This window comes from Micromonospora lupini, from assembly GCF_026342015.1.
GTDB lineage: Bacteria > Actinomycetota > Actinomycetes > Mycobacteriales > Micromonosporaceae > Micromonospora > Micromonospora lupini_B.
This window is the reverse complement of record NZ_JAPENL010000002.1, coordinates 2,468,553-2,494,990: the sequence shown is the minus strand read 5'-3', so window position 1 is coordinate 2,494,990 and position 26,438 is coordinate 2,468,553. Positions and strand designations below refer to the sequence as shown.

Here is a 26,438-nt window from a genome sequence, read left to right as displayed (position 1 = left end):
CGACAGGACTTCCTATGTGCACTGTCGGCGGCAGACTGTCCGTTGAGGACTATCGATGGATCGCGTCCCTCGGCCGGCCGCCGGCGGCGCGGTACACGCCGCCGGCGGGTCGCCGCAGGTCAGCCCATGTGGGGGTACGTGTGGTCGGTCGGCGGCACGAAGGTCTCCTTGATCGTCCGCGGCGACACCCAGCGGACCAGGTTGAGCCAGGAGCCCGCCTTGTCGTTGGTGCCGCTGGCCCGGGCACCGCCGAACGGCTGCTGCCCGACCACCGCGCCGGTCGGCTTGTCGTTGATGTAGAAGTTGCCGGCCGCGTACCGCATGCGCTCGCCGACCGCGTCGATCACCCGGCGGTCGGTGGCGAACACCGACCCCGTCAGCGCGTACGGGGCGATCGACTCGGCCTGCGCCACCACCTCGTCGAAGCGCGCGTCGTCGAACACGTGCACGCCCAGGATCGGCCCGAAGTACTCGGTGGTGAACGTCTCGTGGGCGGCGTCTCCGCACTCGAAGAGCGTCGGCCGGACGAAGTATCCGACCGAGTCGTCGGCCGTCCCGCCGGCGAGGACCCGGCAGCTGTCGTCACCGGCGATCAGCTCCAGCGCCGCGGTGTGCCGGGCGAACGCCTTGTCGTCGATCACCGCGCCACCGAAGTTGCCGAAGTCGGCCACGTCGCCGTAGGTGAGCGAGTCCGCGGTGGCGGCCAGACGGTCGCGCAGGCCACCCTCCCAGAGCGAGCGCGGCACGTACGCCCGCGAGGCCGCCGAGCACTTCTGGCCCTGGTACTCGTACGCGCCCCGGATCAGCGCGGTGTGCAGGGCGTCCACGTCGGCGCTTGTGTGCGCGACCACGAAGTCCTTGCCGCCGGTCTCGCCGACCAGACGCGGGTAGCCCCGGTAGCGGGCGATGTTGTCGCCGACGGTCCGCCACAACTGCTGGAAGACCTTTGTCGAGCCGGTGAAGTGGATGCCGGCCAGGTCCGGGTCGGCGAGCACCACGTCGGAGACCTCCTCGCCCCGACCGGTGACCATGTTGATCACGCCGGGCGGCAGGCCGGCCGCCTCGAAGAGCCGCATGGTGAAGTGCGCGGAGAACTGCTGGGTCGGGCCCGGCTTCCAGATCACCGTGTTGCCGAGCAGCGCCGGCGCCGACGGCAGGTTGCCGGCGATGGCAGTGAAGTTGAACGGGGTGACCGCGTAGACGAAGCCCTCCAGCGGGCGGTGGTCGAAGCGGTTCCAGACGCCCGGCGAGGACGCGGGCTGCTCTTCCAACAGGCGGCGGGCGAAGTGCACGTTGAACCGCAGGAAGTCGATGAACTCACAGGCGGCGTCGATCTCCGCCTGGATCGCGGTCTTCGACTGGCCGAGCATCGTGGCGGCGTTGAGAGTGTCCCGCCAGGGGCCGGCGAGCAGCTCGGCGGCACGCAGGAAGATCGCGGCGCGCTCCTCGAACGGCAGCGCCCGCCACATCGGAGCGGCGTCCTTGGCTGCCTTGATCGCGGCGCGGGCGTCGTCGTGGGTGGCGTGCGCGGTCACGCCGAGCACGTGGGCGTGCTTGTGCGGCTGCACCACGTTGATCGGGTCGCCGCCCGCCATCCGCTGCTCGCCGCCGATGGTCATCGGCAGGTCGATGCGCTCGGCGGCCAGCTCGGTCAGCCGCCGCTGGAGCCGCTCCCGGTCTCCGCTGCCCGGCTCGTAGTTGCGAACCGGCTCGTTGCGCGGCTCGGGAACGGAGAACACGGCATCCATCAAGGCTCCTGGCGATCTCGACAGCAGTGGCGAAACCGGACCCGCGGGCACCGACCGGACGGCCGGACACCGGACGCCGCGCGGGGGGCCGAGCAGCGGCGGGACCTCCCACGATTCTTTCATGCGGGGGTGCTCGGCTCACCTGCGCCACCACCCGGTTGCTCAGGACCGGCTGCCCTTTCTCTCCTTACCGCTCGCCGGGGTGGGGCTGGGGCGAGCGTCCCCGGCCCCGGGACATGGTTGCGGTGGTGGGGCTGGGGCGACCGTGCCCCGGCTCCGGGCGGTCAGGCTTGATCCCTCCGCCGGGGACGCTCGCCCCAGCCCCTGACGTCGGTCGCCGTCCGTGGGCCCGTTGCGACCCCCTTGACGTACGCCGGCGGAGGCGCGTACTACGCGGGGTGTGGCTCGTTCGGTGGGGGTCGCGGCGGTCCGCGTACCCTGAATGGTCGGTGACCTGGCGCCTCGAAGGGGAGACGATGACCAAGCAGCCCGGCCGCGTCCCAGCCGCGGAGTCGGACCAGCCGGCGGTCGACGCGGCCACCCCCAGCGGGGGGCCGGCGCCCGCGCCCGGCGCGGCCGTGCTCGCGCTGCTGGCGCTCGGCTGGCTGGCCGCCATGCTCTGGTCGACCCGGGAGGCCATCACCTCGGCGGCGGCCGGCATCACCGCGATCAGTCTCTCCGCGTTCGCCCTGCCCGGCGTGATCTCGGCCGCGCTGGTGGCCGGGGCCGCCACCGCCCTGGCCGGCGGCAACCTGCTGACCCGGCGGTACGGCGACAGGTCGACCCTGCGCTTCGTCGGCGCGATCGGCGCGGGGATGGTGGTCGGGCTGGCCGCCGCGCTGGCGATCAACCTCACCTACTTCGACACCTCGACCACAAACGTGATCGCCGGCACCGCGGCGGCCGCCGCGATCATCGGCGGAGCAATCGCCGGCGCGCGAACGGCCCCCGCGGTCGGCGCGGTGGTGACCGCCGCGCTGGGCGCACTGATCTTCGTGGTGGCGTTCAGCCGTGCCCGGGACCCGCTGTTCGACCTCTTCGGCGCGGGCGACAGCCAGCAGTCGCTCGTCGACGCGGCCAAGTGGGTGTCGCGCACCGAGTCGCTCATCGCCGGGCTGCTCGCCGGGCTGCTCGCCTTCGGCTACCTCACCTGGGCGCGGCGGCGAGCCCTGCGGCGCGATCCGCAGACGCCCGCGCTGCGCTGGCCGGCCTACCTGCTCGCCGGCGCCGGGCCGGGCCTGCTCCTGCTGCTCGCCGAGGTGATCATCCGGATCGGCGGCCGGTCACTGCTGGACCTGGCCAGCGCGCTCAGCGAGGCGGACGCCGTGGCGCAGACCTCGCTGGGCACCTCGCGGGTGGACAACGGCATCTGGATGCTCTTCGTGGGGGCGCTGACCGCGCTCATCGCGTTCGGCCGCACGCTCGGACCGGCGCGCACCGACGACGACCCCGCCGTGACCGAGGATCCCGGCGCCGCACCGCCGGCAGCCGGTGCCGGCGAGGACGAAGCGGACACGACCGCTCACGACGCCGCCGATGTCGACCCGGCTCGGGCCGATCCGGCTCGCTGACCGCGGCAACCTTGCCCGGCCACTGGCGGCTACCCGGCCACTACCGGCTCGCCTGGCCGGTGTGGGCCTCTTGACGGGTGCCGGCTCGCCTGGCCGGTGACGGCCTGCGGGCCGTCAGCGACTCAGTCGGTGGCGCGCAGCAGCAGGTCCAGCTCCGTCACGTCGTACCACTCCAGCTCGTGATCCTCGGCGCCGTCGACTGTGAACTGCGCATCCGGGTCACCGGCGGCGGCCTCTGCCACCACGTCGGCGGCGGCGGCGACCTCCTCGACGGCGTCCGCGCCGTCCACGTGGATCGCCGCGACGGCGCTTACCGGGACGGTGTCGGCCAACGTCACAGTGCTGGAACCCAGCTCACCGTCGCCACGGCCGAGCGCGGCGGGCGGCAGGTCGACCGAGACGACCACGCGGCGGCGGGGCGCCGACGGGTCGGCCCTGAGCAGGTGCAGCGCGTCCTGGGCGGCCCGGGTGAACGCGACGTACTCCAGCTCCTCCTCGTCGCCCTCGGCGTACCACTCGCGCAACGCGGGCGTCACCGCGTGCGCCCGGTCGGCGGTCAGCCCCTGCTCGCGCAGGCGGGCCAGCATGGGCACGGTCGCCGGCACGTACACCCGGACAAGCTCGTCGGTCACCTGTCGTCTCCCCGCTCGGTCCTGTGTCGGCGGCAGCCGGCACGGGCGCAGATCATGCCGCACGCCGTGACCGTCATACACCCCGGCTCCGGCCGGTGGAAGTTTCCCGCCGGTGTGTCCGGCCACTGCTTGGCCCGCCGTCGCGCCGGGTGGGTGCTGGGCGGTGAGCCCCGTCGATGGCAAACTGAGGCAAACGACGTCAACCCCTGGAGTTTCCCGTGGAGCCGAGGTTCCTGCTGCTCTCCGACGTGGCCACCGAGCTGAACGTGTCGGACTCGCAGGTCTACCACATGGTCCGCAGCGGGGAACTGCCCGCGATCAAGATCGGCGGGCGCGGTCAGTGGCGTGTCGAGCGCGCCCGGCTGGAGGAGTACATCGCGCAGAAGTACGCCGAGACCGCCGACTGGGTACGTGACAACCCCCTCGTCGACCGCGACCCGGAGTAGGCCCCGGCCGGCCCGCCCAACGGGTGTGCCGGCCGGGGCGATCCACTCCGGATCGCCGAAGTGGGGCTGTCCGGCCTAGCGGGATACCGCGATGTCGGCGAACCGGAGTGGATCTTTCCTGAGGGTGGCGCGCTCGTCACCGAAGGCATTGACCGAGGCCACTTTGCCGCGCACAATCGAAGCAGTCGGAGGCAAACGAAAGCAAACGCAAGATCAAAGGGAGCAGCGATGAGCGAGCGGCGACCCGGTCCCTTCCGGCCACCTGTGCGGCTGCGTCCCGTCCCGCCCATCGATCCGCCGTATCCGGACGAGACGTACTGGCCGGGGCCTACCCACGGCCAGCTCGCCCTCGACCTGTTCGCCTCGACACGACCGGATCCGGTCCGGCCGGCGGAGCGCCGCACCGCCCCACGCCGAACGCCCACGCGACCCGCCAGCCACCCGGGTGCGCCGCTGCCACCGGCGACCGCCCCCGAGGCGACCCGAGCCGCGCACCGCTTCGTCGGCACCTGCCTGGAGGTGGTCAACGGCTACCGCTCGCCGGCCCAGGTGCGCCCACTGCTCGACCCGGGCCGGGCCGTCGAACTGCTCACCGAGTTGGCCCGGGCGACCGGGCGGGCCGGGCCGGCTCGCCGTCGAGCAGCACGGCCGGCTCTGCGGCTGCTCCGGCTGCGGGTGTGCGAGCCTCGGGAAGCCGCGGTGGAAGCGGCCGCCGTGATCAGCGGCGCCGGCGGTCGGAGCTGGGCCATGGCGCTACGTCTGGAACACCGGCGAGGCCGCTGGCTGTGCACGGCCCTGCACGTCCTCTGACCACCCGCCCGAGGGCCCGCCCGCACGGCCACCGTCCCGCCGCCGGGCGCCGCGCTGCCCGGCGTTGATCGACTCGACTTTCAAGAAAGCGCGGCATCAACCTCGCGCTGACACCCCGACTTCCCGCAAACCGGGATGATCTTCACCCGACCACGGGCGGCCCGGACCACGGGCGACCCGGACCACGGGCGACCCGGACCACGGGCGACCCGGACCACGGGCGACCCGGACCACGGGCAACCCGGACCACGGGCGACCCGGACCACGGGCGGCCCGGACCACGGGCGACCCGGACCACGGGCAGTCCGGCGCCGGCCGCCCGAGCGCCGGGCGTGGCCGGGGATGCGGGGGTGGAGACGCCGATGGGCCCCGGCCTCGTCGGCCAGGGCCCATCGGGACGTGCGATCGGTCAGTTGCCGCCGTTGGGGGCACCGTGGCAGCGCTTGTACTTGCGGCCCGAGCCACACGGGCACGGCGCGTTGCGGGACGGGCCGTTGCCGGCGTCGGCCTGGTTGGGAACCGGACGTCGGGACCCGGCGCTCGGGAGCGTCGGGCCACGCAGCCCGGAGGCCGGCCGCTGTGGGGCCGACGGCGCGCTCCGGCCGGGTGCTGCCGGCGTGCCCTGGGGCGGCCGGCCCACACCGAGCGCCGGCGCCTGCTGCTGCTCCTGCTCGATGCTGACGGCACCGGGGCTGGCTTCACCGTCGATCGTCGGCGCCGAATACTGCAGGCCCTGCCGCTGCGGCGAGCGGTTGAGACCCTTGGCACGGATCTCCACCGGCTTGTCGAGCAGCGTGACCTCCTCCGAGTCGGCGGCCGGCTCCGGCTCGGTGACCTGGACGTCCACGTTGTAGAGGAAGCCGACGGTCTCCTCCTTGATGCCTTCCATCATCGTGGCGAACATGTCGAAGCCCTCGCGCTGGTACTCGACCACCGGGTCGCGCTGGGCGTACGCCCGGAGGTTGATGCCCTCCTGGAGGTAGTCCATCTCGTAGAGGTGCTCGCGCCACTTGCGGTCGATGACCTGGAGCAGCACCATCCGCTCGAGCTGGCGTACGCCCTCCTCGCCGAGCTGCTCCTCGCGCTTGTCGTACGCGGCGTTCGCGTCCTCCTTGAGGCGGGCGACCAGGAAGTCCGCGTCCATGCCGGCCCGGGAACCGCCGGCCTCCTCCTCCAGCTCCTCGATCGTCACGCCGACCGGGTAGAGCTGCTTGAGGCTGGACCAGAGCTGCTCCAGGTCCCAGTCCTCGCCGTAGCCGTCGGAGGTGGCACCCCGCACGTACGCCTCGACGGTGTCGTCGATCATGTTGCGGACCTGGTCCGACAGGTCCTCACCGTTGAGCACCCGCAGCCGCTCGGCGTAGACGACCTGGCGCTGCTTGTTGAGCACCTCGTCGTACTTCAGAACGTTCTTGCGGATCTCGGCGTTCTGGCCCTCGATCTGGGCCTGGGCGCTCTTGATCTGGCGGGTGACCATCTTCGACTCGATGGGCACGTCCTCGGGGATGTTGAAGCGCTCCATCACCGCCTCGACCGCGCCGGCCCGGAAGCGCCGCATCAGCTCGTCCTGCAGGGACAGGTAGAAGCGGGACTCGCCCGGGTCGCCCTGCCGGCCGGCACGACCGCGCAGCTGGTTGTCGATCCGCCGGGACTCGTGCCGCTCGGTGCCCAGCACGTACAGGCCACCGGCGCCGGAGACCTCGTCCGCCTCGGCGTCGCAGGCCTGCTTCCAGGTGGGCAGGACCTCCTCCATCGCCTTGGCGTACTCCTCCTCGTTCTCCAGCGGGTCGAGACCGCGCTGGCGCAGCTCGTTGGCCGCGAGGAACTCGGGGTTGCCGCCGAGCAGGATGTCCGTGCCGCGGCCGGCCATGTTGGTGGCCACGGTGACCGCGCCCTTACGCCCGGCCTGGGCGACGATCTCGGCCTCCCGGGCGTGGAACTTGGCGTTCAGCACGTTGTGCGGGATGCCACGGCGACGCAGCAACTGGGAGAGGATCTCCGAGTTCTCCACCGAGACGGTGCCGACCAGCACCGGCTGGCCCAGCTGGTGCCGCTCGGCGATGTCCTCGATGACGGCGTTGAACTTGGCCTTCTCGGTCTTGTAGATGACGTCCGGCCGGTCCTCGCGGACCATCGGGCGGTGCGTCGGGATGCTCACGACGCCGACCTTGTAGACCTTGTTGAACTCGCTCGCCTCGGTCTGCGCCGTACCGGTCATCCCGGACAGCTTGTTGTAGAGGCGGAAGTAGTTCTGGAGGGTGATGGTGGCCAGGGTCTGGTTCTCCTGCTTGATCTCCACCCCCTCCTTGGCCTCGATCGCCTGGTGCATGCCCTCGTTGTAGCGACGGCCGTGCAGGATGCGACCGGTGAACTCGTCGACGATCAGGACCTCACCGTCGCTGACGATGTAGTCCTTGTCGCGCTTGTAGAGCTCCTTGGCCTTGATGGCGTTGTTGAGGTAGCCGACCAGCGGGGTGTTCACCGACTCGTACAGGTTGTCGATGCCGAGCCGGTCCTCGACCTTGGCGACGCCGCGCTCGGTGACCGCGATGGTGCGCTTGGAGTGGTCGACCTCGTAGTCGCCCTCGCCGTCGGTGCCGGGCTGCAGCCGGGCCACGACGCCTGCGAACTCGCCGTACCAGCGGGCCGAGTGCTCGGCCGGGCCGGAGATGATCAGCGGGGTGCGTGCCTCGTCGATCAGGATGGAGTCGACCTCGTCGACCACCGCGAAGTTGTGCCCGCGCTGCACCAGCTCGTCCTTCGACCAGGCCATGTTGTCGCGCAGGTAGTCGAAGCCGAACTCGTTGTTGGTGCCGTAGGTGATGTCGCACTCGTAGGCGGCCTTGTGCTCGGTGGCCGGCCGGTTGGGCAGCACCACGCCGACGGTCAGCCCGAGGAACTCGTGCACGCGACCCATCCAGGCAGCGTCGCGCTGGGCGAGGTAGTCGTTGACGGTGACCACGTGCACGCCGTCGCCGGAGAGCGCGTTGAGGTAGACGGCCATGACCGAGGTCAGCGTCTTGCCCTCACCGGTCTTCATCTCGGCGATGTTGCCGAAGTGCAGCGCGGCGCCGCCCATCACCTGGACGTCGTACGGCCGCTGGCCGAGCACCCGGGCGGCCGCCTCGCGGGCCACCGCGAACGCCTCCGGCAGCAGGTCGTCGAGGGTCTCGCCGTCGGCGAGCCGCTCCCGGAACTGCTCGGTCATGCCGCGCAGCTCCTCGTCGGTGAGGTTGACGTAGTCGTCCTCGATCGAGCTGACGGCGGCGGCGATGGCCTTGAGCCGGCGCACCATGCGGCCCTCGCCCGCATTAAGGACCTTTTCCAGAATCGACACGGATCAACGCTCCCCTAGACAGTCTCGAACCATCGTAGGCGCAACATCGGCGCGATGGTCACTGGTGGCGGCGGTCCACCTCGCCGAACCCGACATAACTCGCGCACGGGATGCGCCCGGGACGTTATCCGGTTACGCCCTCGGCGAACGTTCCGGCACGATGCACGGGTGGAGCCTGCGGAGATCATCGAGGACGGCGTGCTGCTGCGACCCTGGCGGGAGGCCGACGCCGACGGCGTACACCGTGCCTGCCAGGATCGGGACATTCAGCGTTGGACCACCGTACCGCGCCCATACCTTCGCGAACACGCCCACGGTTTCGTCACCGAGGTGAGCGCGCGGGCCTGGGCGGACGGCACCGGGGCGCCGTTCGCGGTCTGCGACGCGGCCACCGGCGACCTCCTCGGCTCGTGCGGGCTGGTCTCCATCGAGCGTTCCGGCACCGGTGAGATCGGCTACTGGACGGCCCCCTGGGCGCGCGGGCGGGGCGTGACCGTCCGGGCCGCCCGGGCGGTCGCCCGCTGGTCCTTCGAGAAGCTGGCGCTGCGCCGACTGATCTGGCAGGCCGAGGTGGGTAATCACGCCTCCCGGCTGGTCGCGCTCCGGGCCGGGTTCCGGATCGACGGCCGGGTCCGGTCGGCCGAGGTGGAGCCGCACAACGGGGCGGACACCTGGATCGGCTCGCTGCTGCCCGGCGAGGTGCCCGAACCCGGATCGACCGGGCCGGCCGGCCCCGGCACCCTGGCCGCCCGCCGGGCCGCCGTCTTCGGCCGCCCACAGCCGACCCTGTTCGCCACCTCGGCGACCGGTGAGCTGCTGCTGCGGCCGATGGAGGAGCGGGATCTGGATGCCGTGGTGCAGACCTGTCGGGACCCGGAATCGATCCGGTGGACCACAGTTCCAGATCCGTACGACCGCTCCGACGCACAGGGGTACCGGGCCTTCGGCCAGGACGCCTGGGCCCGGGGGGACGCCGCCTGCTTCGTGGTCGCCGACCCGGACGACAGGTACGTCGCCTCGCTTGACCTGCGGCTCTCCCCCGCCGACCCGCTGCTCGCGGACGTGGGCTTCATGACCGCCCCGGCGGCCCGCGGCCGGGGATACCTGCCGGCCGCCCTGATCGCGGTGAGCGCCTGGGGTTTCACCACGCTGGGCCTGGCCCGGATCGAGTGGAAGGCGAACGTGGGCAACACCGCCTCCCGGCGGGCCGCCGAGAAGGCGGGCTTCACGTTCGAGGGGACCGCCCGGGGTGGGGTTCAGCACCGGGGTGAGCGGGTCGACGCCTGGGTGGCCGCGCTGCTCGCCGGGGACCTGGCATGAGCCCGCAGCAGGTCGTCGAGGCGCACGGGGTGCGGCTGCGGCCGTTTCAGGCCGGCGACATCGCGGACCTGGTCGAGGGCTGCGCGGACCCGCTCAGCCAGCGGTTCGTGTCCAGCATGCCGGCCCCGTACACCGAGGTCGACGCCCACTGGTGGGTCGAGGCCGGCGCACCTGCGGTCTGGGCCGGCGGCGGCGCCGCGTACGCCATCGCGGACCCGGCCACCGACCGACTGCTCGGCGGGGCCGGGTTGAGCAACCCGGTGCCCGGCCGGAGCCAGGCGGAGATCGGCTACTGGCTGCGGCCGGCGGCGCGGGGACGCGGGGTGGCCACGGCCGCGACCCGCGCGTTGAGCGAGCACGCCTTCGGCGCCGGGACACTCCGGCTGGAGCTGCTCACCGAGGGAGAGAACGCGGCGAGTCAGCGGGTCGCGCTTGCCGCCGGCTTCCGGCACGAGGGCCTGCGTCGGTCGGCCGGGCAGCGCCGGGACGGCGGCCGGCACGATCTGCTGACCTGGGTACGCCTCGCCGACGATCCACCCGGCCCGACTCCCCGGCTGCTGCCCGACCTGCCCGACGGGGTGCTCACCGATCAGGTGGTGGCGCTGCGGCGCCTCGGGCCGGACGACGCGGAGATGATGTACGGGCTGCACAGCCGGCCGGAGGTGGTCGCCAACCAGGCCCCGCCGGTGCCACCGACGCGGGAGTCGATCGAGCGGCGCTGCCGGCTGGCGGAGAGCGCGTGGCTGACCGGCGACATCGCCCGGCTACTGATCGTCGACGTGGCCACCGGCGAGCCGGCGGGCAGTTGCGGCCTCTCGTACACGGAGGTGAGCAGCGGTGAGGGCTCGATCGGCTACGCGCTGCTGCCCGACTGGCGTGGGCGCGGGTACGCCACACGCGCGGTGCGGCTGCTCGCCGACTGGGCGTTCGGCCCGGCCGGTTTCGCCCGGCTGACCGCAGGCACCGTGCCGGAGAACACCGCCTCGCACCGCGTGCTGGAGCGGGTCGGCTTCCAGCGTGAGGCCCTGCAACGCGGTCGCCTGCCCGGCCTGGCGGGCGCTCGCCTCGACGACCTGACGTTCGCCCTGCTGCCGGCCGAGCGGCGCTGACGAGGCACGGGGTTGCGGCGGTCGCCCGCCACAACCCCGTGCTCGACGCGGTCAGGGACCTGTCACGTGTCGAGGGAGATGATGCCGTAGTCGTAGGCGTGGCGTCGGTAGACGACGCTCGGGCGGCCGGTTTCCTTGTCCTGGAACAGGTAGAAGTCGTGGCCGACCAGCTCCATCTGGAACAGGGCGTCGTCGATCGTCATGGGCTCCGCCGGGTGCACCTTCTCCCGGGCGATGTGCCACGGCTGGTCGTGCTCCTCCTCGACCCGCTCCGCGACGGCGGTGCCGGCGCGTGCGCCGGCACCCGACGCGGACAGCGGGGCGGCCACCAGGTCCGTGACCGGCAGGTCGGCGGTGGCGGCGGCGACGGAGATCGGCGCGTGCCGACCACGGTGTACGCGGCGGCGGTCCGCCGCGCGGCGCAGCCGGGTGTCGAGCTTCGCGATTGCGGCGTCGAGCGCGCTGTAGAAATCGTTCGTGCAGGCCTCGGCCCTAATCACGGGACCTCGGGAAACGCAGGTGATCTCCACCCGCTGGCAGTGGTCGGCCTGGCGCGGATTGCGCTCGTGAAACAGCTCGACATCGATGCGGATAATCTTGTGGTCGTAACGTTCGACCTTTGCGAGTTTCTCGGCTACGTGTACCCGGTAATGGTCCGGCACTTCGACGTTGCGGCCCTTGACCACGATGTCCACGTGACCTCCTTTGTTCGGACGTCTTCGATCCGGTTTTCCCGGTCGCGCGCCGTGGGGAGACCCGCTGGCGTCGACCGGTCAGTACGGCTACGCCTCCTCTCACCGCCGGGGGCGGGATGGAAAGACCTCCTACCCCTGACAGCGAAACGCTAACTCCTGTTCGCCCGGCAGTCACCCCATGTCGCCAAGACCGCCCGGGATTTTTCGCACCTCATACACCAACGGGTGAAACGGAAACACGGTCTGTTACAAGTGGTGTCTTTTCTCGGTCGCGGCGAGCACCGCGGCGACACCGGGTGGCCATCCGCTCGCGGTCAGCACCCGGGTTGCCGCGGCCAGGGTCACGCCTGTGGTGACGATGTCGTCAAGCAGCACCACGAATGGTGCGTCGCCTGTTCGGCGAGGCCCACCCGATGCGCTCGACCGGTGTCGGAACGCCGCCTCGGCCGCCGCGGCGCGGCCCGCGCTGTCAAGCGTCACCGAGTCCGGTCGGGGCAGCGCGCGCAGCGGACGACGCACCCGTGCCGGCCAGCCGCCCCGGCGCAGCCGGCCCGCGCAGTGCCGGGCCAACCGGTCCAGGTGGTCGCCGTAGCGGGCTCGGGCCGCCGCGGCGGTGTCGGGCACGGGCACCAGGTCCACCGGGCGGACCTCGCCGACCGCCGCCACGACCACCTCGGCCAGCAGCGCGCCCAGCGGGCGGGCCAGACCGTGCCGGCCGTGCTCCTTGTACGCCAGCAGGGCCTCACGCAGCGGGCCGGCGTACGGGCCGAGGGCGACGCAGGGCGGGAGCCCCGGTGGGGCGGGCGTGGGACGGACCGCCCGGGGACGCAGCACGCCAAGCGCCGTCACGCAGGCGGGGCAGAACCCGTGCCGCAGGACCGCGTGACGCTCCCGGCAGCCGGCGCAGTCCGCGGGGAGGACCAGGTCGGCGAGGTCCGCCCAGAGCCCGCGCACGGCGTCAGTAGAGGAAGAACGGGGCCGACGGATTGCTCGGCCGGACCCCGGCCGGCGGCGCGGGGACGTCGCGCACACTCCCCGGCTCGATCCGTTCGAACGGGCTGCTGCGGTACGCCACCTTGTTCGCCTCGTACATGTAGGCCCCGCTGGGCACCCGCACGCTGCGGTTGGTGGGGTACGCCGTCAGGTGGTTGACCTTGGCGCCCACGTCGGTGCGCAGCGGGGTCTCCAGAGCGGCGTCCACGCTGATCTCGTAGATCGCCGGCTGGCCCGCAGACCCGGCCACCACCAGCCGATCCTCCCCGATCCAGTCCACCGCGGTCAGACTGGTCAACGAGGTGACCAGGGCCCGGGGCGGGCCGACTGACATCCCGCTCCCGGTGCCGTCCAGGTTGATCGCCGCGACGTAGAGCCGCCCGCCGGCGATCAACGCGACCCGCTGACCGTCAAGCGCGGCGGCCACCGCGGTGACCTGCGGCGAGGGCAGGTTCAGCGGCACCTCCGACATGCGGCCGGCCTCGTCGAAGCGGTAGAGGCGGCCGTCGGCCACCACCAGCCCCTGCGCCGGGCGCGAGTCGACGGTACGCAGCCACACCGGGCGGCTGATCGAGGCGTACTCCGTGCCGCTGCGGTTGAGCACGGCCACCGTGTCCGCGCCGGTGCCCACCGCGAGTCGCTGCCGGTCCCTGCCGCTGGTCACCACCATCGCGGCGAGGACCCGCCTGGCGCCCCGCGCGAAGCCGGCCGACACGATGTTGCGGTTGACCTCGGCCGTCAGGGGCACCACGCCGCTGGGCTCGCCGACGAAGTCGAGCGGGCGGATCGCGCCCTCGTAGACGCCGAACCGCTGCGGGCTCTCCCGGACCGGGTAGAGCGGCTGGGCCAGCCGGCGCTCGTCGAGATCCTGGACGGGCTGCGAGTTGTTGCGGATCTTCAGCTCCAGCTCGCCCGGCAGGTCGCCCAGCGACCAGGCGAGCTGCGTGATCACCTGGTCGACCCGGTTCTGGTCGTCGCCGGACATGTCCAGGTTGACCTCCCACCGGTTGTTCGCGCCGGTGGCGTTGTTGATCAGCTCGGTGCCGTCGGGCAGGCCGACGACGCCCGGCCGCAGCCAGTCGGACGGGCCACCGACCAGCCAGCGCACGACCTCGTTGACGCGGCGCTCGTCAGGCACGGCGGACGGCAGGTACCGCTGGTCGGGCACCAGCCGTGTCCGGTCGGAGCTCCAGAAGTAGATCGACTCGTCCTGGTAGTACTGCTGAAGGGCGACGTCACTGAGCAGCAGCACGTTCGGCGGGTCGAGCACGAACTGGCCGGCGCGCTCGTCGTTGGCGGTGCCGCCGAGCGAGGCGCTGCGCAGCCGGAACTCGTACTCCGTCTCGGTCGCCACCGGCGGCGCCAGGGTGCCGTTGGTCCGCAGCACGCCGATCTGCTGCACCGAGATCTTGACGGTGGTCGTCGAGTCGCTGTTGAAGGTGAAGACAGTCTCCCGCAGCCGGACCACTGTCAGCGCGACCTCGCTGCCCTTCTTGTCCTGTAGGCGGGGCTTGTGCTCCGGGGCGATGAACGCCTTCACCCGCTCGTACGCCCGGTCCGGCTCACCGGCGGCGGCGGACAGGAAGTTACGCACGAACGCTTCGTTGTCGCTGCCGCTGGCCGTCCGCGACGGTGGTTCGCTGCGGCGACCGTTGTCCGACCCGGCCTCGGTCGCCGTGCCGGCCTTGCCGTCCACCCGCACGTCGGACGATGCCGGGATGCCGCAGCCGGCGCTGAGGAGCAGTGCCGTGCCGACGGCGCACAACAGTGGTCGAGCCCTCATGAGCGCACCTCCGCCCGCTCGCCGTCCCCGGCCGGCGCGGGGCCGATCGCCAGCGCTCCGCCGGTGCCCGGACCGATGGCCAGTGGGCCGCCGTCGCGGGGGCCGCCGAACGGCAGCGCCGCGTCGGCGGGCACCAGCCGCAGCGGCGACGTGGTGAGCCGGTCACCGGCGCGAGCCGGCAGGGTGAGCCGGAACTGGGCGCCCTGGCCGGGCGCTCCCCAGGCTTCCAGCCAGCCACCGTGCAGGCGGGCGTCCTCCAGGCTGATCGACAGTCCGAGCCCGGTGCCGCCGGTCTGCCGGGCCCGGGACGGGTCCGCCCGCCAGAACCGGTTGAACACCAGCTTCTCCTCGCCCACCTTCAGCCCCACCCCGTGGTCGCGGACGGTGATCGCCACGGCGGTGTCGTCGATGCCGAGGGTGATCAGCACCGGCCGGGCCTCGCCGTGCTCGACCGCGTTGCCGACCAGGTTGCGCAGCACCCGCTCGACGCGGCGGGGGTCGACCTCGGCGATCACAGGAGTGCTCGGCAGGTCCAACTCGATCGGAACTCCCACCCGCTCGGCCAGGCCGGCCAACCGGTCGACGACCCGGTGCACCACAGGCACCAGGTCGGTCGGCTCGGCGTCGAGCATGGCGAAGCCCGCGTCGAACCGGCTGATCTCCAACAGGTCGGTGAGCAGCTCCTCGAAACGGTCCAGCTCGGCCTGGAGCAGCTCGGCGCTGCGGGCCACCGCCGGGTCGAACTCGTCGCGCTCGGCGAAGATCAGGTCGGCGGCCATCCGGACCGTGGTCAACGGGGTCCGCAGCTCGTGCGACACGTCGGAGGTGAACCGGCGCTGCAACCGGGACATCTCCTCCAGGCGCAGGATCTGCCGTTGCAGGTTGGTCGCCATCTGGTTGAACGAGGCTGCCAGCAGCGCGAGGTCGTCCTCGCCGTTGACCACCATGCGCTGGTCGAGAAGGCCGGCGGAGAGCCGCTGGGCGGTCCGCGCGGCGACCCGTACCGGTTTGACCACCAGCCGGGTGACCAGGGCGGCGAGCAGCCCCAGCAGGACCACCAGGGCGATGCCGGTGGCGACGACCGTGGCACGGGCGTCCGCGGCGGTGGCGTCCTGCCGGGTCAGCGGCACCAGATAGTAGAGCTCGATCTGCCCGAAGCGGGTCGGCACCGGCGAGCCGTAGACCAGGTATTTCGTCGGCTCGCCGGTGAGCCGACCGGTCTGGATCTGGCTGGCCACCTTGCCGCTGGCGACCGCGGCCCGCAGCTCCTTGCTGATCAGGGGCTGGACGTTGGCCGCCGGCGCGGTGCGGGTCTGGATCATGGTCGGGTAGTCGGCGGCGGTGATGGCCACCACCACGCCACTTGTCTGCTGGGGGTCGCCGCCGGCCAGGTAGTTGACAGTGCCCTCGATGGTCTCCTGGAGCTGCGCCTCCTGCGGCTGGCCGTAGAGGGAGACCTGCTTGGCCGCATACCCCGCGCCGCCCTTGACCCGCAACTGGACGTCGGTGCGGGCGTTGTCGAGCAGGATCGTCGTGATCTTGTCAGCGATCAGGTACGCGAAGCCGCCCACCAGCAGGCTGGAGGCGACGAGCGTGATGGTGACCACCCGGACCTGGAGCGAGCGGCGCCAGGTCTGGTGCGCCCGGGCCACCAGCCGCGCGGCCCGACCACTCAGCGCGCGCCACAGGTCCCGGCCGGCGTTGAGCCGGCGGGCTGCAGTGGTCCGGGGGTGCGGGGGCGGCGAGGTCGACACAGTGTGACCAGGCTATCCGGTGCCCGCCTTGTAGCCCACGCCCCGCACGGTGAGGATGATTTCCGGCCGCTCCGGATCTGGCTCGATCTTGGCGCGCAGCCGCTGCACGTGCACGTTGACCAGGCGGGTGTCGGCCGCGTGCCGGTAGCCCCAGACCTGCTCCAGCAGCACCTCGCGGGTGAAGACCTGACGCGGCTTGCGGGCGAGCGCGACAAGCAGGTCGAACTCCAACGGCGTCAGCTTCACCTCCTCGTCGTTGCGGCTCACGGTGTGGGCCGGCACGTCGATGGTGATCTGGTTACCGGGCGGGCCGATGGTCAGCATCTCCGGCGCCACGTCCTCGCCACGGCGCAACCGGGCCCGCATCCGGGCCACCAGCTCCTTGGGCTTGAACGGCTTGACCACGTAGTCGTCGGCGCCGGACTCCAGGCCGAGGACGACGTCCACGGTGTCGCTCTTGGCGGTCAGCATGACGATGGGCACGCCGGACTCGGCACGGATCGACCGCGCCACGTCGATACCACTCATTCCGGGCAACATGAGGTCGAGCAGGACGATGTCCGGTCGACTGTCACGAAACGCGGCCAACGCCCGCTCACCATCGGCCACGAACGAGGGCAGGAAGCCCTCACTACGCAGCACGATGCCGAGCATCTCGGCGAGTGCGGGGTCGTCGTCGACCACCAGTACCCGGGCTCTCATGGGATTAATATTGCATCCCCGTTCAGTTCGGTGGGACCGGCGTCACCCGGCACGGATAGCGCCGCCGGCAAAACCAGTCACCGCGACCCGCGGCGGCGGCGCCACACGGTGCGAGCGCCGGCACAGGGATCGGCCGGCTGCCACCATGATCCCCCCTCGGCGCCGTCCTGCGCCACCGCAGCCCCGACCGGCCACGCTGTCGCGATCCGGACGACGGTCCCCCGCCACGACCGTGGGGCGACGGGCTGCCCGCCGCGGTCCGGCGGCCGGTCAGCCGAAGAGCGCCCGACCCCAGTGGTCTCCACCGTCGCGAACGCCGGGAGGGCAGGCGAACAGACCGCTGGAGACATGCCGTAGATATTCGTTCATCACGTCGTGGCGGGCCAACTGGGTCTGGATCGGCACGAACTGCCGGCGCGGATCCCGCTGGTAGGCGATGAAGAACAGGCCGGCGTCCAGCCGACCCAGACCGTCCGAGCCGTCGACGAAGTTGTAGCCCCGCCGCAGCAGGTGCGCGCCGTTGTTCCTGCTCGGGTGGGCCAGGGCGACGTGGGCGTGCTCGGGGATCAGCGGCTTGCCGTCGTCACCGCGCGCCGCGAAGTCCGGCTCGTCGAACTCCTTGCTGCGACCGAGCGGGGCGCCGCTGCCCTTGGTCCGGCCGACGATCTCCTCCTGCTCGGCCAGCGAGGTCCGGTCCCAGGTCTCCACGAGCATCCGGATCTTGCGGGTGACCAGGTACGACCCGCCGGTCATCCAGTCCGGCCCGTCGCCCGGCTGCACCCACAACTGGTCGCGGAGCCTGTCGGTCTCCTCGGCCTTGAGGTTGGCCGTGCCGTCCTTGAAGCCGAACAGGTTGCGGGCGGTCGCCTGGTCCCGGGACGTCGACGACGTACGGCCGAAGCCGAGCTGCGACCAGCGGACGCTGACCACCCCCATGCCGATCCGCGCCAGGTTGCGGATCGCGTGCACCGCCACCTGGGGGTCGTTGGCGCACGCCTGCACGCACAGGTCGCCGCCGGAGATCGGGGCCTGCAACGCGTCGCCGGGGAACTTGGGCAGCTCGGCAAGGGCGGCCGGGCGGCGGTCGGCGATGCCGAACCGGTCCCGTCCGTCGGCGTCGCGGAACAGCGTCGGGCCGAAGCCGACGGTCAGGGTGAGCTGCGACGGCGGAAGGCCGAGCGCCTCACCTGTGTCGTCCGGCGGGGCCTCCGGCATGCCACCGACCGCGCCGAGCACCCCGGCGTCGCGGCCTGCCGTCATGCGGGCGGCGGCGGCCGACCACTCCTCGAGCATCTCGACCAGGCGGGCCCGGTCCTTGGTGATCACGTCGAAGGCGACGAAGTGCAGCCGGTCCTGCGCCGGGGTGACGATTCCGGCCTGGTGCTCGCCGAAGAACGGCACCGCGCCCGCCGGATGGTCACTGGCGGCCGCCGGGCCACGGGAGTCGCCGACAAGCGCGCCCGCGCCGGCGGCCACACCGGCGACTCCGGCCACCCCCGCACCGGCGAGCGTGATGGCCCGCCGGCGCGTCAACCTGCTTGCGCTCATCGACTCGACTCCCCCTGCGTCCCGGTCACTTGGCGACGACTGCGGCGACCTTGCTGATCGGCTCGGCCAGCGCGTTGATGCCGTCGGAGAGCTCCTTGAGCTCGGCCTTGCTCAACGCGGTGTGCAGCTTCCACCCGTCGCCGTCGCGGTGCTTGCCGAGCTGCGCCTCGACGTTCGCGAACTCGGTGACGAGCTGCTTGACCAGCTCCGGCGAGCGCTGCTCGAGCGCGGGCCGCAGAGCGGACAGCGCCGCCTTGGAACCTTCCAGGTTCGCGGCGAAGTCCCACAGGTCGGTGTGCGAGTAGCGATCCTCCTCGCCGGTGATCTTGCCGCTGGCGACCTCGTCGAGCAGCTCCTTCGCGCCGTTGGCGAGCTGGAGCGGAGAGAGCTTCTCGGCGTTGGCCTTCGCCACGATCTCCTTGACGTCGACAAGCAGCCGGTCCGCGATCGGACCGTCCTTGCTGACGTCGCCGGACTGCCAGAGGTCCTTCTCGATGCGGTGGAAGCCGGTGAACTCCATCCCCTCCTCGATGACCTCCTCGCGGCCGTCGATCTTGGGGTCGAGGTCGCCGAAGATCTCGGCCACCGGCTCGATCCGCTCCCAGTAGGTGCGCGCGACCGGGTAGAGCGTCTTGGCCTTCGCCACGTCGCCGGCCTTCACGGCGCCGACGAACTCCTCGGTCTTCTCCAGCAGCGCGTCGGTCTGGCTCTTGACGTAGCGCTGGTAGTTGTCGGTCGCCCCGGCCAGGGCGGCGTCGGCGGTCAGCGGCTGCGCCGACCCGCTGACCTTGAGCGCGCCCCGGATGCCCTTGCCGCTCATCCCCGGCTTGCAGGCGGTCTCGTACGTGCCCGCCGGCAGCTCGACGTGCAGCTCACGGCTCAGCCCGGGGGCGATGTTCTCCACCTCGCCCATCACCCGGTCGCCGGAGGCGTACACGTAGAACTCGGTGACCTTCGCGCCCGAGTTGGTGATCTTGAAGTTGGCGGTTCCGGCGCCGAGGTCGGTCGTGCCGACCTCGCAGGCGGTGTCGGTGGCCTTGACCACGATCGGGCCCCCGGCCGCGCCCGCCTCATCCTTCGTGGAATCGGAGCACGCGGTGACGCCGGCCGTCGCCAGCACGCCGGCAGCGGCCAGCGCGAAGAATCGGGTGGTACGCATCTGAGCTGTCTCTCCTCGTGGGGTCAGGCACGCTGCGGCGCGGATGCCGCCTCGGCCTCGGCCTCGGCGCCGGTGTCGGCCCCGCGCTCGGTGACGGTGGTGGTGGTCGTGGAGTCCGGCGACGTCGACCCGGCCGGTGCCGCCGTGACGGCGGGCGCCGGGGCCGCGGTCGGTGCCGGCGCGGGGGGCGCGACCGGCGCCGCGGTGGCTGCGGCAGGCGCGGGGGTACGCCGGGCCGGGCGCAGGAAGAGCAGGAGAACCGGCACGGCGTACCCGATCCAGGCGATCGTCTCGAGCACTGTGGGCGCGGGGGTCACGTTGAACATCCCGGCCAGCAGCGCCGCGTACCAGGTGGTCGGGTCGAGCGCGCCGGTGATGTCGAAGGCCAGGTCGTTGAGGCCGGGCAGGACACCGGACTCCTGGAAGTCGTGCACGCCGTACTTGAGGATGCCGGCGGCGACCAGGATCAGCAGGGCGCCGGTCCAGGTGAAGAACTTGCCGAGGTTGATCCGCAGGGCGCTGGCGTACAGCAGCACGCCGAGCACCACGGCGGTCACGATGCCGCCGACGAGCGCGAGCAGCGGTCCGCTGTCGCCTGCCGCGCCCTGTGCGGCGGAGTAGAAGATCAGGGCGGTCTCCAGGCCCTCCCGGACCACCGCGAGGAAGGCCATCCCGGCCACGGCGAGCGACCCGACGGCCAGCGCCTCGGTGAGTCTTCCGCGCAGCTCGCCCGCGATGGTCCGGGCCGCCTTGCGCATCCAGAAGATCATCCAGGTGACGAACACCACTGCCGCGACGGAGGTGACGGCCTCGAACAGCTCGCGGTCCTCGGAACGGGACAGCAGCGAGGTCGAGGTGTACTCGATGAGCCAGCCGAAGAGCACGGAGAGCACCACGGCAAGGCCGACGCCCGCCCACACCTGCGGCAACCGGTCCCGGCGCTGCGACTTCACCAGGAAGGCGACCAGGATGCTGACCACCAGGGTCGCTTCCAGGCCCTCCCGCAGGCCGATCAGGTAGGTGGCGAACATCAGGGCTCCGTGTTCATTAGGCACGCCTCAGCTAACTTAGGGCAGCCATACCTTCCTCCAGTTCAGGGGCCTCGTCAAGTCGTTCATGACAAGCTCACTCTTGCTGTGACCTGGCCTTCGACGGCCGCCACGAGCCGGTCACCGGCCGAGCGTGGGAGGATCCCTGCCGTGAAGGCTTTCCTGCCGTGGCTGGCGGTGCTCGCCGTGGTGATGCTGCTCAGCGTGCTGCGCCTGCGGGCACTGGCCACAGTCGTGTCCCTGGGTTGGCTGGCCTGGTGCGCGTGGACGTGGTTCCGCCCCAGCCGCCGCGGCTCCCGCTCCGGCTGACCCGGCCCCGTCCCGCCACTGCGGGAACGACGAACCGGGCCGGCTGCGAGCAGCCGACCCGGTTCGCAGGGACGTCGATCAGTAGCGGTAGTGGTCCGGCTTGAACGGCCCCTCCGGGGAGACGCCCAGGTACGAGGCCTGCTCCTTGGTGAGCGTGCTCAGCTTGGCGCCGAGCGCGCCCAGGTGCAGGCGGGCCACCTTCTCGTCCAGGTGCTTGGGCAGCACGTAGACACCGACCGGGTACTCCTCGGTCTTGGTGAACAGCTCGATCTGGGCGATCGTCTGGTTGGCGAACGAGTTCGACATCACGAAGCTCGGGTGCCCGGTCGCGTTGCCCAGGTTCAGCAGGCGGCCCTCGGACAGCACGATGATCGCGTGCCCGTCGGCGAAGCGCCACAGGTCGACCTGCGGCTTGATGTTGATCCGCTCGACGTCGGAGCGCTTGGCCAGGCCGGCCATGTCGATCTCGTTGTCGAAGTGGCCGATGTTGCCCACGATGGCCTGGTGCTTCATCCGGGCCATGTGCTCGTTGGTGATGACGTCGAAGCAGCCGGTGGCGGTGATGAAGATGTCCGCCTGCTCGACGACGTCGTCCAGGGTCGCGACCTGGTAGCCGTCCATCGCGGCCTGCAACGCGCAGATCGGGTCGACCTCGGTCACCACGACGCGGGCGCCCTGGCCGCGCAGCGACTCGGCGCAGCCCTTGCCCACGTCGCCGTAGCCCATCACGACCGCCATCTTGCCGCCGATCAGCACGTCGGTGGCCCGGTTGATGCCGTCGATCAGGGAGTGGCGGCAGCCGTACTTGTTGTCGAACTTGCTCTTCGTCACCGAGTCGTTGACGTTGATCGCCGGGAAGAGCAGGGTGCCGGCGCGGTGCATCTCGTAGAGACGGTGCACGCCTGTGGTGGTCTCCTCGGTGACGCCCTTGATGCCTGCGGAGATCCGGGTCCAGCGCTGACCGTCCTCGGCGAGCGAGCGGTGCAGCAGTTCGAGGATGACCCCGTACTCCTCGGAGTCGGCGGACTCGACAGGCGGCACGACGCCTGCCTTCTCGAACTCGGCGCCCCTGTGGACCAGCAGTGTGGCGTCGCCGCCGTCGTCGAGGATCATGTTCGGGCCCTGCCCGTCAGGCCAGGCGAGCACCTGCTCGGTGCACCACCAGTACTCCGGCAGCGTCTCGCCCTTCCAGGCGTACACGGGGACGCCGGCGGGGGCGTCGGGGGTGCCGTTCGGGCCGACGACGATCGCGGCGGCGGCGTGGTCCTGGGTGGAGAAGATGTTGCAGGACGCCCAGCGGACCTGCGCGCCGAGGGCCACAAGCGTCTCGATCAGGACGGCGGTCTGGATGGTCATGTGCAGCGAGCCGGTGACCCGCGCGCCGGCGAGCGGCTGCGATGCGGCGAACTCCCGCCGGATCGCCATCAGGCCGGGCATCTCGTGCTCGGCGAGCTGGATCTCCTTGCGCCCGAACTCGGCGAGCGACAGATCCGCCACCTTGAAGTCGCCTTCGGCGAGCGTGCTCGGCCGGGCCTCGGACGGCGTGCCGCTGGCGGCCGCCGGGAGGGTGCTGGTCATGAAAGCTCCTGTCGAACGATGTCTGCGCCGATCCTCCACCTTACGCGCGCGGGCCACCGGCGGCGGGGGACGGGCCACGGACAGCGCACGGGGCGGTCGGTGGTGGACAGACCCGCTGCCCACTTCCGCCCGCCCCGTGCATCCCCCCGGTTTGGTTCCCCGCACGTTGCCGGACCGTCGTCGCGATAACGCTGCGTACTCACAGAGTCACACTCAGCCAGGGTCGCGTCAAGCCATTCCGGGAAAGTCGGACTTGTGGCGGCTCAGCGCAGCCCCGACGTCGCCACGTACGCCTCACCGTCGCCGCCGACCCGCAGCGGCTCGCCTGCCGCCGTGCCGATCGCCGCCTGGCCGGACGCCAGCGTCAACGCGCCCGCACCGTCGTCGACGGTGACCGAGCCCGCACCGCAGAGCACCACCCGGGGGCCGGGCAGCGGCAGGGTGACCTCCGGCACGGCGGCGCCGACCCGCACCCGGTGCAGCGCGAAGTCGTCCACCGGCACCGGCCAGCAGTCCACCCCGGGGCCGACCGGCTGCGCGGCACGAATCGGATCGTCGAGCACCTCGAAACGCAGGACCCGCAGCAGCTCGTCCACGTCCACCCGCTTCGGGGTCAGACCCCCGCGCAGCACGTTGTCGCTGGCCGCCATGATCTCCACGCCGCACCCGCTCAGATAGGCGTGCAGGTTGCCCGCGGGCATCCAGATCGCCTCTCCCGGGGCCAGCCGCAGGTGGTGCAGCAGCAGCGCCACCAGCACCCCCGGGTCGCCCGGATAGAACGCCGCCAGCCGGTGGGCCAGGTCCGCGTCCGAGCCGTCGGCAGTCGACGCCAGGACGGCACGCAGCAGCCCGTCGCGCTCGGCGACCGGCCAGCCGAGCAGTGTCCGCACCGCCGTGGCCAACCCCGTCGGCCCCGCCCGCAGCGCGTCGACCACAGGCGCCAACGCCGGTACGCCGAACGCGGCGAGCGCCTCGGCCGACTCCGCCGGGTCCCGAAAGCCGCACAGCGCCTCGAACGGGGTGAGCGCGACAAGCAACTCCGGCTTGTGGTGCGGATCGGAGTAGTTGCGCTCCCCCACGGGGCGACCCGCCTCCGCCGCGAAACCCACCCGGGCCTGCTCGGCGTCCGGGTGCGCCTGCAGGCTCAGCGGCGCGTCCGCGGCGAGGACCTTGAGCAGGAACGGCAGCCGAGTGCCGAACCGGTCGGCCACCCGCTGGCCCAGCCATTGCCCCGGCTCGTCGCGCACCAGGTCACAGAGGCTCACCCGCAGGCCGGCGCGCTCCACGCTGGCCGGGGCGCCCGGGTGGGCGCCCAGCCACAGCTCCGCCTCCGGACCGGTGCTCGGCACCTGTCGACCCTGCAACGTGGCGATGGCTGAACGGGACCCCCACGCGTAGTCCCGGATCGGTCCGTACAGCGGTTCCACAGGTCAGCCCCTGGGCCGCCCGACCGCCTCGCCCGACGCGTCCTCGGGCTGCGGTACGGCGGTGTCGGCGGCGGCGCCGGTGCCAGCCGCCGCGGCGGCGGCGCTGTAGATGTCCGGCTCCAGGTAGATCACCCGGGCGATCGGCACGGCGGTGCGGATCCGCGCCTCCACGGCGTTGATGCCACGGGCCAGCTCGTGGGCGCTCTCGCAGGCCGGCACGCCGATCTTCGCGGCCACCATCAGCTCTTCCGGGCCCAGGTAGAGCGTCTTCATGTGGATGATCCGCTCCACCTCGGGGCCCTCGGTGATGGCCCGCTCGATGGCGTCCAGGTCCTGCTGCTCGGCACCCTCACCGAGCAGCAGGCTCTTGGTCTCGATGGCCAGCACGATGGCGATGACCACAAGCAGGACGCCGATCATCGCGGTGCCGGCCGCGTCCCACCTGCCGTTGCCGGTGATCAGCGTCATGCCGACGCCGAACAGCGCGAAGACCAGACCGACGAGCGCGCCGAAGTCCTCCAGGAGCACCACCGGCAGCTCCGGCGCCTTGGCCCGCCTGATGAAGCGCACCCAGGACTGCGTGCCCCGGGTGTGGTTGGACTCCTTGATGGCCGTCCGGAAGGAGAACGACTCCATGGCGATCGCCGCCACCAGCACCGCCACCGGAAGCCACTGCCACTCGGTGATTCCGTGCGGATCCGACCACTTGTGGTACGCCTCGTAGAGGGCGAACAGTCCGCCGATGCTGAACAGCACGATCGACACGATGAACGCGTAGATGTAGCGCTCCCGGCCGTACCCGAACGGGTGTTCCGGGGTGGCCGCGCGCTTCGCCCGCTTGCCGCCGAGCAGCAGCAGACCCTGGTTGCCGGAGTCGGCGACCGAGTGGACCGCCTCGGCCAGCATCGACGAGGACCCGGAGAGCAGGAACGCGATGAACTTGGTGACGGCGATGCCGACGTTGGCCAGCAGGGCGGCGACGATCGCCTTCGTCCCGCCGTTCGCGCTCACGCTGCCACTCCGCTTCGCGTCGTGGTGACGTCCGTGACGCGCCGCCCCCTGCGTTCGTTCACTGGTTCGACAGCTCCTTCATCTCGGTGATGGCCGGGACGGCCATCGGGTCCAAACCGTGTGCCAGAGCAAGGTAGATCGAGGCGAAGTCCGGTACGGCGATCAGTGAGGCCAGCCGCTCCAGAGCCGACCCACCCTCGGCGGTCACCACGTCGCAGCGCACACCACGGCGCTCGGCGAGGGTCTGCACCGCGTCCGCGCGGCGCTCCTCGACCGCGAGCGGCTCGTCCGTGTCGTCCTCGGCGTTGAGCCCACCGTCGCGCAGCAGGACCAGCCGCAGCCGGGTGCCCTCGCCGTCGTCCTCCTCCGCCGGGTCGGCGAAGATGTCCCGCTCTCCCTCGGCCAGGCCACCGAAGACGCCGTCGAGCAGCCCGACCCGGCCCCGCCCGGCCTCGCCCAGCGCCCCGGTGACCACCGGGTAGCGGGCGTTTGCGGAGAGGGTGTCGCCGAACCGGCGAGCCGCCACGGTGGCCAGTGGGGACGAGCCCCACACGATCGGGATCGAGCCGGCCAGGCCCAGCGCCAGCGACTTGGCGGGGTTGACGAACGACTCGGCTGCGGAGCGGCAGCGGTCGGCGTCCGCGTCGAGTCGGGCCGCCGTCTCCGCCAGATCCGCCTCGTTGACCTTCACCAGCCCGAGCGAGCGCGCGGCAAGCAGGACCGGCACCGTGAGCGCCCACAGGCTGGCCCGGGCCGGCGCGCGTCGCGGCACCGGGATGAACGGCGCGCGGGCCCGCTCGGCGACCGACTGCAACTGCGAGTCCGGGGCGCCCACCGCGACCAGCCGGGCACCGCGACGGTGCGCAGCCTCGGCGGCGCCCAACGCCTCCGGGCTCCGACCTGACGCGCTCACCGCGATCACCACGTCGGCGGCCCCCACCCAACCGGGCACGCCCGCGCTGCGGTGCCCGATGATCGGGACCGGGCAGCGGGGCCCGGCGACAGTGGCCAGCACGTCACCGGTACGCCCGGCGGTGCCGATGCCGGCGATCACCACAGCCCGGGGACGCCCGTCGTCAGCGAGCACCGCCAGGTTCGCCTCGGCGGCCAACGCCGCGCTCTCGCGCACCTGGGCGCCGCCCGAGGCGGTGTGCCGCAGCATGCCGCCCGGGTCGTGCTCGGCAAGCGCGTCCGGGTTGTCGAGGAGGGCCTCGTCGGCGTCGCGACGCCCACTGACCCCGGCCGTACCGTCGATCATGACTGCTGTCCGGGGCCGCCACGCGCCTCGTCGAGCAGCAGCACCGGCACGTCGTCGCGGACCTCGAAGATCCGACCGCACTCCGTGCAGGTCAACGTCTGCGCCTCCGCGTCGTAGGTGAGCGGGGCGTGGTGCGTGTCCGGGCAGGCAAGGATCTCGAGCAACTGCGGATCCAGGGCCATGGCGCGGCTCCTTCCAC

Annotated in this window: 22 protein-coding genes; 6 read left to right on the top strand and 16 right to left on the bottom strand. The window is 72.0% G+C overall.

Features of this window, described 5'->3' with window-relative positions; genetic code table 11:
* Positions 1-119 precede the first annotated feature (119 nt).
* A complete protein-coding gene (gene pruA / locus OOJ91_RS26435; RefSeq protein ID WP_266249115.1) occupies positions 120-1,748 on the bottom strand; it encodes an L-glutamate gamma-semialdehyde dehydrogenase in 1,629 nt (542 codons plus the stop codon).
* Positions 1,749-2,224: 476 nt separating this feature from the next.
* On the opposite strand from pruA, the gene OOJ91_RS26430 reads away from it, so the two are divergent.
* Entirely contained in the window at positions 2,225-3,319 is a 1,095-nt protein-coding gene (locus OOJ91_RS26430; protein ID WP_266249113.1) for a hypothetical protein, read from the top strand.
* Between the two features lie 122 nt (positions 3,320-3,441).
* Here OOJ91_RS26430 and OOJ91_RS26425 read toward each other — a convergent pair whose 3' ends face one another.
* On the bottom strand, positions 3,442-3,951 hold the full coding sequence (locus OOJ91_RS26425; RefSeq protein WP_266249111.1) for a DUF6912 family protein: 510 nt from the start codon (positions 3,949-3,951) through the stop codon (positions 3,442-3,444).
* Positions 3,952-4,169: 218 nt separating this feature from the next.
* Here OOJ91_RS26425 and OOJ91_RS26420 point away from each other — a divergent pair, with 218 nt between their 5' ends.
* Positions 4,170-4,397, top strand: coding sequence for a helix-turn-helix transcriptional regulator (locus tag OOJ91_RS26420; RefSeq protein WP_266249109.1), 228 nt, complete (start codon positions 4,170-4,172; stop codon positions 4,395-4,397).
* Positions 4,398-4,625: 228 nt separating this feature from the next.
* Positions 4,626-5,207 (top strand): Rv3235 family protein, encoded by a 582-nt coding sequence (locus OOJ91_RS26415; RefSeq protein ID WP_266249108.1) that lies wholly within the window; start codon positions 4,626-4,628, stop codon positions 5,205-5,207.
* Between the two features lie 409 nt (positions 5,208-5,616).
* Here OOJ91_RS26415 and secA read toward each other — a convergent pair whose 3' ends face one another.
* A complete protein-coding gene (gene secA / locus OOJ91_RS26410; protein WP_266249107.1) occupies positions 5,617-8,544 on the bottom strand; it encodes a preprotein translocase subunit SecA in 2,928 nt (975 codons plus the stop codon).
* Positions 8,545-8,712: 168 nt separating this feature from the next.
* On the opposite strand from secA, the gene OOJ91_RS26405 reads away from it, so the two are divergent.
* A complete protein-coding gene (locus OOJ91_RS26405) occupies positions 8,713-9,864 on the top strand; it encodes a GNAT family N-acetyltransferase (protein WP_266249106.1) in 1,152 nt (383 codons plus the stop codon).
* Positions 9,861-10,973, top strand: coding sequence for a GNAT family N-acetyltransferase (locus OOJ91_RS26400; RefSeq protein ID WP_266249104.1), 1,113 nt, complete (start codon positions 9,861-9,863; stop codon positions 10,971-10,973). Before OOJ91_RS26405 ends, OOJ91_RS26400 begins: the two co-directional genes overlap by 4 nt.
* Positions 10,974-11,035: 62 nt before the next feature.
* Here the strand turns inward: OOJ91_RS26400 and hpf are convergent, their stop codons facing one another.
* The 8 genes from hpf to efeU form a co-directional block, all read right to left on the bottom strand.
* Complete coding sequence (gene hpf / locus OOJ91_RS26395; protein WP_266249102.1) at positions 11,036-11,668, bottom strand: ribosome hibernation-promoting factor, HPF/YfiA family; 633 nt, start codon at positions 11,666-11,668, stop codon at positions 11,036-11,038.
* A 246-nt stretch (positions 11,669-11,914) separates the two neighbouring features.
* Complete coding sequence (locus tag OOJ91_RS26390) at positions 11,915-12,622, bottom strand: ComF family protein (RefSeq protein WP_266249101.1); 708 nt, start codon at positions 12,620-12,622, stop codon at positions 11,915-11,917.
* Between the two features lie 4 nt (positions 12,623-12,626).
* Positions 12,627-14,444: an LpqB family beta-propeller domain-containing protein gene (locus tag OOJ91_RS26385; RefSeq protein ID WP_266249099.1), complete on the bottom strand. Its 1,818-nt coding sequence runs from the start codon at positions 14,442-14,444 to the stop codon at positions 12,627-12,629.
* Positions 14,441-16,198 carry an MtrAB system histidine kinase MtrB gene (mtrB, locus tag OOJ91_RS26380; RefSeq protein WP_266249098.1) on the bottom strand — a complete coding sequence of 586 codons (1,758 nt, stop codon included), beginning with the start codon at positions 16,196-16,198 and terminating at the stop codon, positions 14,441-14,443. The genes OOJ91_RS26385 and mtrB overlap by 4 nt, the downstream gene beginning before the upstream one ends.
* Positions 16,199-16,210: 12 nt before the next feature.
* Positions 16,211-16,900 carry an MtrAB system response regulator MtrA gene (gene mtrA / locus OOJ91_RS26375; RefSeq protein ID WP_007455837.1) on the bottom strand — a complete coding sequence of 230 codons (690 nt, stop codon included), beginning with the start codon at positions 16,898-16,900 and terminating at the stop codon, positions 16,211-16,213.
* A 270-nt stretch (positions 16,901-17,170) separates the two neighbouring features.
* The gene (gene efeB / locus OOJ91_RS26370) at positions 17,171-18,448 is read right to left on the bottom strand and encodes an iron uptake transporter deferrochelatase/peroxidase subunit (protein ID WP_266249092.1); all 1,278 of its coding nucleotides are present in this window, start codon (positions 18,446-18,448) and stop codon (positions 17,171-17,173) included.
* A 25-nt stretch (positions 18,449-18,473) separates the two neighbouring features.
* On the bottom strand, positions 18,474-19,607 hold the full coding sequence (efeO, locus tag OOJ91_RS26365) for an iron uptake system protein EfeO (protein ID WP_266249091.1): 1,134 nt from the start codon (positions 19,605-19,607) through the stop codon (positions 18,474-18,476).
* Between the two features lie 23 nt (positions 19,608-19,630).
* A complete protein-coding gene (efeU, locus tag OOJ91_RS26360; protein ID WP_266249090.1) occupies positions 19,631-20,638 on the bottom strand; it encodes an iron uptake transporter permease EfeU in 1,008 nt (335 codons plus the stop codon).
* 168 nt (positions 20,639-20,806) lie between these two features.
* On the opposite strand from efeU, the gene OOJ91_RS26355 reads away from it, so the two are divergent.
* Positions 20,807-20,965, top strand: coding sequence for a hypothetical protein (locus OOJ91_RS26355; RefSeq protein WP_266249089.1), 159 nt, complete (start codon positions 20,807-20,809; stop codon positions 20,963-20,965).
* Positions 20,966-21,043: 78 nt separating this feature from the next.
* On the opposite strand, the gene ahcY is transcribed toward OOJ91_RS26355, so the two are convergent.
* From ahcY to OOJ91_RS26330, 5 genes are all read right to left on the bottom strand, one after another.
* A complete protein-coding gene (gene ahcY, locus OOJ91_RS26350) occupies positions 21,044-22,543 on the bottom strand; it encodes an adenosylhomocysteinase (RefSeq protein ID WP_266249088.1) in 1,500 nt (499 codons plus the stop codon).
* A 263-nt stretch (positions 22,544-22,806) separates the two neighbouring features.
* Entirely contained in the window at positions 22,807-23,970 is a 1,164-nt protein-coding gene (manA, locus tag OOJ91_RS26345) for a mannose-6-phosphate isomerase, class I (RefSeq protein ID WP_266249087.1), read from the bottom strand.
* A gap of 3 nt (positions 23,971-23,973) precedes the next feature.
* Positions 23,974-24,981: a cation diffusion facilitator family transporter gene (locus OOJ91_RS26340; protein ID WP_266249086.1), complete on the bottom strand. Its 1,008-nt coding sequence runs from the start codon at positions 24,979-24,981 to the stop codon at positions 23,974-23,976.
* A 58-nt stretch (positions 24,982-25,039) separates the two neighbouring features.
* Positions 25,040-26,239, bottom strand: a complete 1,200-nt coding sequence (locus OOJ91_RS26335; protein WP_007455825.1) for an SIS domain-containing protein — start codon at positions 26,237-26,239, stop codon at positions 25,040-25,042.
* Entirely contained in the window at positions 26,236-26,421 is a 186-nt protein-coding gene (locus tag OOJ91_RS26330) for a Trm112 family protein (RefSeq protein WP_007455824.1), read from the bottom strand. The genes OOJ91_RS26335 and OOJ91_RS26330 overlap by 4 nt, the downstream gene beginning before the upstream one ends.
* Positions 26,422-26,438: the final 17 nt, after the last annotated feature.